This window comes from Nocardiopsis nanhaiensis (genome assembly GCF_054778635.1).
The window spans coordinates 1-11,342 of the sequence record NZ_BAAGZJ010000024.1; the positions used below are offsets into that span (position 1 = coordinate 1).

The window sequence follows — 11,342 nt, forward strand, 5'->3', positions numbered from 1 at the left end:
GGGGTAGCGTCGGGCACGTCGAGGTCTTTCGGATGGATGGCGTAGGAACCTCCATCGTCGGGAGACCTCGACGTCTATCTGCGGACCGACGCGCCCGGCCGACCTACACCTTCATCTGGGAAGAGCCGGTTTCACTCAGGGATGGTGTGGCTACGGAGAAGCAGAAGTGAAATTCGGAGAATCTCCTACACACAGTGGCTTATACCCCGAAAAGGACAGACGGGCACAAAAATACCCCGACAGCCGAACTGGGAAGGCGCGGCTGCCGAGGTGAATGCCCCACCTGGACGACGAACGAGGTGAGACGAGTGCAGTATACCGCTGAGCCACCCACCCAGGCCAGGCCCACGCCTGACCTGGTCCCGATCGACTACGGTGGCGCGCGCCATGCGGTTGGCATCATCTGCGGCACCACTCCGAGCGCGCTTTTCGAAGCGCAGGACTGGGTCCAGGCCCACGCTGGCGAAGGCATCACCAACGCCCAAGAAGCAACGCGGATCGCTTGGGCGGCAGCCAGTATCGCCTGGGTGCTCATGGACAACGCCGTCCAGCACACCGCCTCTGGACTTCCTGGTGGCCGCATCCAGGTTGAGCTTTCCCGTAGCGGGTTCCTGCTCACTGTGGCGGTGACCGACAGCGGATCCGTCCCCGGGCGGCCGTTTTCTTTTCCGGATTCCGGCGTTGCCCGCAATGGCGGCCTGCACCGCGTCGAGCAGCTATCCATGTTCTGGGAACCGGAGATGCTGGCCGACGGGTTCGTCACGGTCCGGGCCCGGCTGGAACTTCCTTGACCGGGTGGCCAGGGCCAGGCCGTGTTCCCTCGGCAGGGCTTGCCCCTCCACCCTTGTCGGGTCCCGCTATCGGCACGGCGGGACCCGGCCCAACCCCCGCGTGGAAGGAGACCAGGATGGTCCCCCCAGAGCCAGCAGACGCCCCGGCGATCGTCCAACCCTACCCACCGTTGTTCGAGGAGACCGCACCCGCCCAGATGAGGGCAGGCCAGCGCAGCGCTGCCGACATTGCCACCGACCTAGCCCGCCTCCGACTGACCGCGTTCCTGCGGCAGTTGCCCGACGGAGGCCAGGCACGCGAATCCTCCCGAGCGAACCAGGACGCGCACGCCAGTGGGATGAGCACGAGCGCGCAGACCTGGTTCGCCCTGAAATCCACCAACCAGCCAGGGCCCTGCCCCGTCCCCGCTCCGCGGCAGGGAGAACCGTAGACGCCCACTGACTGACACCCGTGTCGACCAGATCTTCCTGGTCAGCACCGCCACCGCGCCCCGGAGGCCGTAGGAGACAGGTACCTGAAGGCCCAACGGCGGCCACGCCACCAGGCGCTCGCACTGCAGCCGATGCGACGTCCAGACCTCCTTCTCACAGCCCTTTCGCGCCAACCGTCACAGGCACACGATCCACCCGCGTTGGAGAACTCATGGCACACCCCGGCGCCGCCCGCAGCGGCACGCTCATCAGCGGCGATGCACTCAGCCTCCCCACCTCAGCCCGGGTGTTCTCCTACCTCGCCTCAGGCAAGGGCTCCTACAACGATGACCGGCAGGTGGCCGAGAGTCTGGTCGCGCACTGGCCCGGGATCATGCACCAGGTCAAGGATCAGCCGATTGCCCGGCAACTCCTGTGGAACCTGGTCACGGACCATGCCAGTCAGGTCGTTGACCTCGGATGCGGCCTGGCAGGCGCCGTGTCCGTGGACGACCCCATGCCCACCACACTTCATGCACAGAACCAGTACCGCCACAAGTCCATGGCCCACACCCTGTACATCGACAAGGACCTCGAAGTGCTGGCTCAGGCGCGGGCGTGGTGGGAGTGGCCAGCTCTGGTGGCCGGCCACAGGGTCGGAGTACTCGACCTGGACCTGACCGATTCCGACTGGGTGATGGCCGCACTCGAGCTCCGGTTCGACCTGTCCGCCCCAGTGGGCGTCGTGGCGACCCTGACGCTGGCGCACCTGGACGACGGGCAGTTCCAACGACTGGCCCAGGCGCTCGCTGACCGCCTCGCCCCCGGCAGCGTCTTCGCCCTGACTCATCTATCCGCACCCGCGGACGTCGAGATCGGTGCGGTCTACAACGAACGTGTCGCTGACTATGGCGGCCACAGTCAGCTCGTGGACCGAACCGGCGAGCAGGTGCAGGAGCTCTTGCACCGCTCGGGGTGGCCCCGGTTTCACTACTACGCGGACAACACCTTCTCCCATCAATCGGGCTTGATCGCCGCCTTCGCTGAGAAGGGCTAAAAGGCTCGGTGCCCCCACCACCAAGTGGGGGCACCGTCGGGCCCACGCGGGCCCACCCCTGGGGATTCGCGGTAGCAGCCGCCCCCAGGGTCCGACCGATATCGGATCTAGAAAGGCTACTCATGCAGATCGTGGAAACCCAGGGCCGTAGGTCCCTCACCCACGGGGTGTGGCACAAGGCCGAGGCATCGCAGGGCGCCACCAACTGCGCGGCTGCCCAGCTCCAGGACAGTGGCGCGGTGGTGCTGGGTGACACCCAAAATCCCGACCGGGTCCAGCTGGCCTTCCCCCGCGGGGCCTGGGCGGCTCTGGTGCGCACTTCGGCCTAGTGGCCTGATCCCTCGCAGGGCGTGCGCGCCCCGCTAACCCGTCTGCTGGGCCCTCTGGCTCAGGGCTCTTCAGGCGGCCGCCCGTCGACGGGTTGGGGGACGCCGTCGGCGGGCGGGTGGTCCCCGAAGCGCTCCTCGGGGACCACCCTGCACCGGTCCTGATACGGGGCCTTCTCCCAGAGCTCGCACCCGACCCAGAAGGAACGTATGAGCACCCCCCTTGTGGCAGCCGAGCAGCAACCCGAGTCCACACTGGCCCTGGCCGAGAATGGTCGCTTCTCCGGGCAGGTGCGGCGCACTGTCCTTGCTGGTGGGCTGCGTGTGATTACAGAACACGTGCCCGCGGAGTCCACGGCGACGTTCTGCATCGTCGCCGCCAACGGGTCCAGGGATGAACCCGCCCAGCTAGCGGGCGTCACCCACTTCCTCGAACACATGTTGTTCAAGGGCACTACCCGTCGCAGCTGGGCACAGATCAACGCAGAACTCGACAGCGTGGGAGCTGAGCACAACGCCTTCACCAGCCGCGAGCAAACCGGGTACTGGGCCGCCTCGCTCGCCGCTGACCTGCCCGCGGTGGTCGATGTGATCTCCGATGTTGTCGCCAACGCGATCCTGCCCGCAGACGAGGTCGCCACCGAGCGCCCGGTGATCCTCGAGGAAATCTCCACGCGCCGCGACCGGCCAGACGTTCACGCCCATGACGAGCTGGCCACAGCGATGTTCGGTGAGGACTCTGCCCTGGGGCGACTGGTCGTGGGAAACGCCCAGAGCCTCGCGCGAATCAGCCGTGATGAGTTGGATGCCTATTACCGGAGCCACTACACGCCAGCCAACCTGATTGTGACCGCCGCGGGCGGTGTGGACCATGATCGTCTGGTCGAGCAGATCCGGCAGGCATTCTCCACCCGGCTGCAACAGGCTGGGGCGACAGCCCCGTCGCTGCCCCGCCAGGCGAACAACTTGGTGGAGGTGTTCAGCGGCACCAAGCACGTGGTTCGTCACAACGAGCAGATGGTCATCACCATGGGGCTGAAGGGCTTGGCGCACAGCGACCCCCGCCTACCCGCCGTGCAGGTGCTCAACGCAATGATCGCCAACGCCCCCAGCTCCAGGCTGTACCAGGAGGTCCGTGAGAGGCGAGGGCTGGTCTATACGATCCGCTCCCGGCATGTGGCGATGGCCGATACCGGGATCTGGTCTATGCGGCTGGGGTGTAGCCCACGTAGGGCCTCTGAGGTGATGCAGGTCTGCCGAGATGAGCTGGCCGCGATTGCGCAGGAAGGGCTCACTCAACACGAGGTGGCCCGCGCCCGCGGATATGTGGCCGGACAGGCAGGGCTGGGCATCGCTTCGACCGGTCATCGGACCGCAGCATTGGCCCAACAGGAGTTGTACGCGAACTCCGGCTACTCCGACCTGGACCAGGAGCACGAGCGCGTGCTCGCCGTCACTGACGAGGACGTGCGTCAGGTCGCCAGTGAACTACTGGGCCAGGCAGAGACCGTGGTCATGGTGGGCCCCGATTTGGAGGACCCGGTGCCCCCAGCACGGAACGGCCGCACGGCGCAGTGAACCCCGCCCCAGGCCGGGGTCCTCTTCTCCACTTCAGGGCGAACCCAGAAAGCACTCATGACCTCTCCGCAACAGGCCGTCAACCAGAAGCCCTGCACCGCAGTGACCCGCCTCGAACCCGGGGACCACACAGGACACGTGCAGCGTACCGTCTTGCCCAGCGGGATAAAGGTGGTAACGGAACGCCTACCCGGGGTGGCCTCCGTGCAGTGGACCGCCACCACTACCTACGGGTCACGGCACGAGCGGACCGAGTGGCGCGGCAGCGCCCACTTCCTTGCCCAAGCCCGCCCATCCGGTCGCCGATGGAAGGCACTCAACCCCAGGAATCGCATTGCTTGACCTGTGCACCAACTGCGGGCGATCTCGCAGCGCATCGTTACAGCCCTGCGCGTGCCTGCCCCCCTCCCTATGGCGCCTACCGGCCATGGTCGAGGCGATCGAACGACTCGATGTCGTCCATGTGGTGCGACTGCTGCGCGCGCACCCGCTCACCCGCCACCTGTCCCAGTCCGCGCTCGCTCGACTGACCGGAACCAGCCAGGCCACCATTTCCAAATGGGAGTCAGAAAAGAGTTCCCCGGACATACGTCGCTCACTCGAGGTCCTTCGCACACTGGGCGTACCGGGCGCGCCTGGGGAGCGGCGGTGGATCCTCCCCAGCGACTACGCCCGCCCTACCGATCCTGTGTGGACAGAACCACCGGCCGAGTGGGACACGTACGTGGTCATCTCCGCCCCCGTGCCCCTGGACGTACAGTCCAGCGCGGACCGGAAGGTGCACTACACCGCAGACGCGGTCGTTATGGTCGTCGATCGCGGCGAGGTGCGACTCCATGTCCCACACGCACGCGACTGGGGCATGACCACCGTCTCCACCGGTGCCACCACCGCCTGGATCCCCTTGAACCCCAAGGACCCACCTCTCGAAATACCCACGGGCCTCATCCCCCATGACGGGGCAGATCAAGGCAGAACCTCCGCGCGCCCGACCAGCGCCACCCACCCCAGACCAGAGTGAACCACCTCCCCCTGCGCCTCAGGATCTGAAATCGCACTCACTAGCACCGGCACGCAACAACCAGCACAAAGGCACACCGCTTTACACCCGGACCGACCTGCACCGATCATTCGTCACACACAGAAACAACCCCGCGGATCCACGAACCACAGGACATCGTAGTCAACGCGGCTTTGCCCTTTCCCTACTGCCTTCTATCCTGTTCAAAGCCGAGTCCACACAGCAGGTGAGGTTGAAAAGGTGTTGTGCACTCACTGCGGCCGCCCACGAACCCGACCTGCCACGAAAGGATGCACCTGCATACCCGCGACATTCTGGACCGCGGAAGACGTGGCACAGGCAATCCAGGACGAGGACGCCGCCACCGTAATTCGTCTCGCTCACCACCAACTCCCCCACATGTCGCGCGAGGCCCTGGCCCGCATCACCGGCTTATCCACAGGCACCATCCACCGCCTGTTGTTAGGCGCTCCACTGATGCGCCTGGACCGCAACCGCCAAGCTCTGATGGGCTTGGGAGCGCCAGAGCACCTGCACCACGACACAGCGAGCCCGCTGACGAGCCACGCAGATCAGGTGCAACACCTACTGGATCGCCCTGAACGGGTGGATGCAGCAACGATCGAGGTCGTCACCCGCATGCTGGCGACCCAGCGGCGGCTGGACGACCTCATCGGCGCCGAGGCCGTTCTGCCCTCGGCCCGATCACACGCAGCGGCCATGGCTGCGGCCGCCGATCGAGCACGTGGGCCCCACTCCGCGGCTCTGAGGACGGTGGCGGCCGAATGGGTTCAGTTCGAAGGGTGGCTGTTGGCTTCTGCCGGCCAACTGGATCAAGCGGTCACCGTCCTGGAACGCGCCGCAGCCCTAGCAAAGGAAGTGAACCAGGGCCCGCTCGTGGCCCAAGCCCGCAACTTTCTGGGCTACATCGCGCGTCGACGCGGGGATGCTCCGACCCTGTTGGCCTGGTTCTCAGCCGCGTGGCACACCCCCGGCGCTCACCCCGCGCAACGGGTGGGCGATGCCATCCAGGCCGCCCACGGGCACGCGCTCCTGGGCGAGTACGAGCAGGCCCAGCGCACGCTGGACAGCGGGATGCGCATCGCCGAGGTGGCGGCAGCACTTCCGCCCCCGCCCACCGCGTACTGGCTCACCCCCACCTTTCACCACCTCAACCTCGGGTTGGCCCACATCGGCCTGGGCAACACCGACGTCGCCCGCGACCTGCTGACCACCGGTTTGGACCACCTTCCGGCCGAGCAACAGGGCGCCGACTGGACCCACGAATACCGGCACGCCCTGACCACCATCGACCACTGACCCCGGGAAGGTAGCTGCTGTGGCCTGCAGCAATTGCGATCAGGACCTTCAACGCTGCCCCTGCATCCCCGCAGGCCTTCTGGCAGACCCCCAACTGCACGCCTGGGTGGCCGACCGTGACCTGACCTCCATCGTGCGGTTGCTCCTGGACTGCACCCGCCTCACGCAGACTCAGGTCGGAGCGGTTCTGGGCGGACTGCGCCAGAGCACCATCTCCAAGATCAACGCCGGGTCACTCATTGTCCAGGACCGGCGTACACTGCAGCGCGCCCTGGCCCGCTTTACGCCCCATGTGCCCGCCGTGCGGGGTCAGCAGGTATCAGCCGCGCCCGAGAGGGAACCCCTGACGGCACCACCGCCCCAGTGGGGAGATATTGACGCCTTGACCGCCTTGGACCGCGCACTCGCACCACCCAACCGACGCACCGCCCTCACCCTGGCTGGAGCAGGCCTGGTGGGACAGGTCATGGGCTGGGCCCTGGCCGCCAGTACACCCCCCATGGCCCACCAACACGGCGTCTCCGATGAATTGTGCGACCAGTTCGCCGACATCGTCGATGCCATCCGGATGGCCGACGCCCAGGGCGGCGCCAGCGCGACGCTGCGTGCGAGCGTGGCACCCCAACTGCAGATGATGCGCCAACTCCTCTCGCGAGGAGGCGCATCCGAGGCTCAGCGACACCGCCTGCTGCGACTGACCGCCGACCTGACCGGCCTAGCCGGGTGGATGGCCGTCGACGCCGGCGATGACAACGCCCAGGAATTGCTGCTGGCCGGGCTGGGGCTGGCCCACGACGCACACGACCCTCTCTTGGGGGTCGGCATCATCTCCTATCTGACCGTGCACGCCTACAGCAACGGCCAAGGCGAGGAGGCGGCCCTGATGGCCTCCACCGCTCTACACCGGGTGCGCGGCCTGGCCAGCCCCCGGGTGGAGTGCCTGTTGTGGATTCGCCAGGCCCGAGGGCATGCGGCCGCCGGGGATGAACTCCGAGCTCGGCGCGCCCTCGACCAGGCCTACGAGGCCTTCGCCCAGGGCCGCTGCGCAGATGACCCGGGGTGGCTGTACTGGATCGACGAGGGTGAGCTGGCCTGCCAGGGCGGAACCGTGCTGCTGCAGACCGGCCACACACAGCAGGCTCTGACCCAGATCGATCAGGCTCTGCTCGGATACAGCCCCGCCCATGTGCGCAACCAAACCAGCGCCCAGGTGCGAGCCGCCAAGACCCTGGTAGCCATGGGAGAACCGGGCGAGGCGTGCGCGCGCACGCACCTGGCCCTGGACCGGCTGGAAGGCCTCAATTCCGCCCGCACCGAACAGCAGATCCGCGACCTGCTGGACCTGCTGTCCCCTTACCGCGGCCACACTGACGTCACCGAAGTGTTCGGCCGCGCACGCACCCTGTTGGAGCCCCTTCCATGAGCGCCTCTTCCCTGATTCTGTGGGACATCGACCGCACCCTGGTCTACGTCGGTGAGACCGACCGGCTCATCTACCGTCAACTGGTCCGCGATCTGCTCAACACGTCGGCCGAACACCTGCCGGCCAAAGGTACCGGCAGGACCGTACCGTTGGCCGTCCAGGAGCTCCTGCGGCGCAACGGAGCGCGCGAGGCGGACCTGGAGGCGTTGGTCAAGCAGGCCCTGGCCGAACTTCCCGACCGGCTCTGGCAGCAACGCGGGCACATGCACGAGCACGGCCAGCTGCTGGCCGGAGCACGTCAGGCCCTGCGCACCGTCCACGCCCATCCCGCCTGGGTGGCGAGCGTGGTCACCGGCAACCTGCAACGCAGCGCCCAGATCAAACTGGACACCTTCGGCCTGGCCGACTTCGTCGACACCGCACTGGGCGGCTACTCCAGCGACGACCCCCACCGCCCCCACCTGGTAGGCATCGCCCAACAACGGGCTGGTACACAGCACAACGCAGACTTCACCCGCCTCAACACCGTGATCGTCGGTGACTCCCTGGAAGATGTCACCACGGGCCGCGAGGGCGGCGCTCAGGTGATCGGCGTGGCTTCGGGCACCACAACCCAAGCACAGTTGCGCGAGGCCGGAGCCGACCGGGTCCTGCCGGACCTGACCGACCCCCAGGCACTGACCGAGGCCCTCACCTCCCTCATCGACACCCCCGGGAACTGAATTCACTGGTGATAACCACCTATTCGAACACCCCCTGAGGGCTTCGAACAACAGGAATATCAGGAATATACAGAATATTCCCAGAGGGAATGGAACGGCTCGGTGCGCTTTTCCATAGTGGGGGCATGGCCGAACAACACCCCTCTTGCCCGGAGTCTGTACCCGATTACCTCACCCGCTTTGTGACAGCAACGCCGAGCGTCGACCACCTGCTGCTCTTCCACACCGACAGCGTCGCCTACGCCTACAGCGCCTCACTGGGCATGGAAGAGGCCGAGCAGCGGTCGGCACTTGTGGGCTGCCTGCATTCGATGGCCAATAGCTGGGGACTCCATCACAGGTTGGGCGAGTGCGACAGCATTGTGTGCCGCTACTCCCGCGGGCCCGTAGTCCTACTCCAGGCCACCCCCGCTCTCGGCCTAGGCGTGTGGGTGGCCGAAGGCTCCACCATCACGGCGGCAAGTAGCGCCGCACAAGAGCTCCTGGCCGCCCTAGACCCGCACCTACCGCAACATGCCCCCGACCGGGTGGGTCAGCTGCAGCACCTGAGGGGAGCCCTCGCCGCATGATTACCGCCCACCTCAAGCATCGTGCTGCTCATCCCCGGGCGACCGCACGCGCCCCCCGGTTGCGCATCTCCGAATACACCTTCATCGCCCCCGCCTTTCACACCACAGCGCCAGCCCCGGAGGCTACCGATCCGGAGTCGCGAGTATTGGCGGCAGCTTGGCAAGCCCAGCGCCCGGTGGCTGTGGTCGAGGTGGCCGCGATGATCGACGTCCCCGTAGCCCTGGCCATGACCGCCGTGGCCCACCTCATCAGCGATCACCGCTTGGTGCCCCACTCACCGATCGCCTATCCCGACGGACCCAGCGCACTGGACCAGGTCCTGGACTGGCTGCAGGGCCGCCCACCCCAGTGCCAGACCACCAAACTCCTCACCGTTGCCCCACACGGAGAAGGGGTGTTGCGGCACCTGTTGAGCCAGGTAGGCACCGTCTACACCGCCGACACCCCCGCTAGCGAGGCAGACCCCGTCCTGCACTCCCTCCAACGCATCAGCAACACGCTCAACCTGGCGATGACCGGTGTGCAGGGGCTACCCACCCTGGTGGGCTTGTGGCCGGACTTGGCCCGCGACGCTGAAGCGGCACTGCTCCTGGTCAACGACACTGACCTGGCCCAGGGCGCCGACAGCGCGGCGATGCTCACCAACCAGGAGGAGCTGCCCCTGGTGGTCGTGGTGCACCTGGCCAGCGAACACGACCTGGACGCCCACCAAGTCCGTGACGCCTTGTCCCTGGCCGAGCACGTACCCGTGGTGATGGTCGATGCGACCGACCCGAGCTGCTTGCTCATGATCCTGCGCGAGGTGCGCTTGCACCGGTCACGAACGGAGGCCTGGGGATGAGCCGCATCATGATCGCCGGGGCCGGGCATGCGGGCCTGGGCCTGGCTACAGCCCTGACCAACGCTGACGCCGACATCCGCGTGGACCTGTACACCCGCCACACCACCGAGGAACTCCTGGATGGTTCCCGGCTGACCCAGATGACCTTCCCCGCCGTGTACGGCATGGAGAAGGACGCCAAGCTCGACTTCTGGTCCGGTCTCTCCCCCGTCTTTCGCACCATCGGATTCACCGTCTCCCCCGGGGATGGAACGCGGCAGACGTTCACCGGCAACCAGAACGGCATCGGCACCGCCATCGACCACGGCGCCAAAACCGCCCAATGGCTCCAGCAAGTGGAGCGCGAGGAGACCACCAACCCCCGCGGCGCCCACATTCACGTGCAGACCCTACGAGCCGAGACCCTGGAATGGTTCGCGCGTAGCGGCATGTACGACCTGGTGATCGTCGCCACCGGGGACAACGACACCCACCTGGCACCGAAATTCCCGCGAACCTACCTGTCCCCCACCACCCGCATCGTCTTCCAAACCCACTTCGAAGGCTCACCCCCCGGCCCTGACGTCCAGGTGACCACCACACCGCACGGCGAAATCTTCTGCTACCCCGTATTGGCCACAAAGACGCGAGGCCAAGGGCTGGCCCCCGATCTGGTTCCCGCCACCGCGGTGCAGGTCTACGCGCGCGCCGATAGCCCCATGGATCCGATACCCGCTATCACACCCGCCAACGGCGAGCCGATCTCCCACAACCGCCGCTTGGACGCGGCCTGGCCTCATGCCCACGCGACTCTGAGCGCCCACACACCCGACCTGGCCGCGTGGACCCTGCAGGCACCCTGCCTGGAACAGTCCCGGCTACTGCGCTCGATCACCCCGAGGGTGCGCCGCCCCGTCATCCATATCGGCAGTACTCCCATCCTGGGCATCGGCGATGCCGTCCTGACAGTCGACCCCACCTCGGGTCAGGGCGCCAACGCCTCCACCCGCGTGGCCGCGACCGTGGCCACACACATCCTCGACCGTCTCGACCAAGGCCGCCCCCTGGCCGACGCTGCATTCCTCGAAGCGGCCTACCAGGACTACTGGACCCAGCACGGCCAGCACACGTCGGTCTTCAGCGAACTGGTCACCGACTTCTGGTCCGGCACCCTGCCCGAGCACATCACCCAACGGTTCGCCGGCAACTTCACCTTCCAGGACCAGGCCGACCGCATGGTGGTCGGCTGGGACGACCCCGCCACCCTCGGTTGGCTCCTCAACCCCTGATTTGCCTGCCTCCC

Annotated in this window: 12 protein-coding genes; all 12 read left to right on the top strand. The window is 66.9% G+C overall.

Translation table 11 applies throughout. The features are described 5' to 3' along the window. Positions 1–308: 308 nt before the first annotated feature. The 12 genes from ACYVD1_RS13630 (at position 309) to ACYVD1_RS13685 (ending at position 11,328) form a co-directional block, all read left to right on the top strand. On the top strand, positions 309–791 hold the full coding sequence (locus ACYVD1_RS13630) for an ATP-binding protein (protein WP_460771972.1): 483 nt from the start codon (positions 309–311) through the stop codon (positions 789–791). A gap of 116 nt (positions 792–907) precedes the next feature. Further along, the gene (locus ACYVD1_RS13635) at positions 908–1,222 is read left to right on the top strand and encodes a hypothetical protein (protein WP_460771973.1); all 315 of its coding nucleotides are present in this window, start codon (positions 908–910) and stop codon (positions 1,220–1,222) included. Between the two features lie 212 nt (positions 1,223–1,434). Beyond that, positions 1,435–2,259: an SAM-dependent methyltransferase gene (locus tag ACYVD1_RS13640; protein WP_460771974.1), complete on the top strand. Its 825-nt coding sequence runs from the start codon at positions 1,435–1,437 to the stop codon at positions 2,257–2,259. A 122-nt stretch (positions 2,260–2,381) separates the two neighbouring features. Continuing rightward, on the top strand, positions 2,382–2,588 hold the full coding sequence (locus ACYVD1_RS13645) for a DUF397 domain-containing protein (protein WP_460771975.1): 207 nt from the start codon (positions 2,382–2,384) through the stop codon (positions 2,586–2,588). A gap of 207 nt (positions 2,589–2,795) precedes the next feature. Then, entirely contained in the window at positions 2,796–4,163 is a 1,368-nt protein-coding gene (locus ACYVD1_RS13650; protein ID WP_460771976.1) for a M16 family metallopeptidase, read from the top strand. Positions 4,164–4,590: 427 nt separating this feature from the next. Further along, positions 4,591–5,184 carry a helix-turn-helix domain-containing protein gene (locus ACYVD1_RS13655; protein WP_460771977.1) on the top strand — a complete coding sequence of 198 codons (594 nt, stop codon included), beginning with the start codon at positions 4,591–4,593 and terminating at the stop codon, positions 5,182–5,184. A 330-nt stretch (positions 5,185–5,514) separates the two neighbouring features. Then, positions 5,515–6,504, top strand: a complete 990-nt coding sequence (locus ACYVD1_RS13660; RefSeq protein WP_460771978.1) for a hypothetical protein — start codon at positions 5,515–5,517, stop codon at positions 6,502–6,504. Positions 6,505–6,523: 19 nt separating this feature from the next. Beyond that, positions 6,524–7,927: a hypothetical protein gene (locus ACYVD1_RS13665; RefSeq protein ID WP_460771979.1), complete on the top strand. Its 1,404-nt coding sequence runs from the start codon at positions 6,524–6,526 to the stop codon at positions 7,925–7,927. Further along, positions 7,924–8,649, top strand: coding sequence for an HAD family hydrolase (locus ACYVD1_RS13670; protein WP_460771980.1), 726 nt, complete (start codon positions 7,924–7,926; stop codon positions 8,647–8,649). Before ACYVD1_RS13665 ends, ACYVD1_RS13670 begins: the two co-directional genes overlap by 4 nt. Before the next feature lie 125 nt (positions 8,650–8,774). Then, entirely contained in the window at positions 8,775–9,218 is a 444-nt protein-coding gene (locus tag ACYVD1_RS13675; protein ID WP_460771981.1) for a roadblock/LC7 domain-containing protein, read from the top strand. A 200-nt stretch (positions 9,219–9,418) separates the two neighbouring features. After that, positions 9,419–10,060 carry a hypothetical protein gene (locus ACYVD1_RS13680; protein WP_460771982.1) on the top strand — a complete coding sequence of 214 codons (642 nt, stop codon included), beginning with the start codon at positions 9,419–9,421 and terminating at the stop codon, positions 10,058–10,060. Then, on the top strand, positions 10,057–11,328 hold the full coding sequence (locus ACYVD1_RS13685; RefSeq protein WP_460771984.1) for a hypothetical protein: 1,272 nt from the start codon (positions 10,057–10,059) through the stop codon (positions 11,326–11,328). The genes ACYVD1_RS13680 and ACYVD1_RS13685 overlap by 4 nt, the downstream gene beginning before the upstream one ends. Positions 11,329–11,342: the final 14 nt, after the last annotated feature.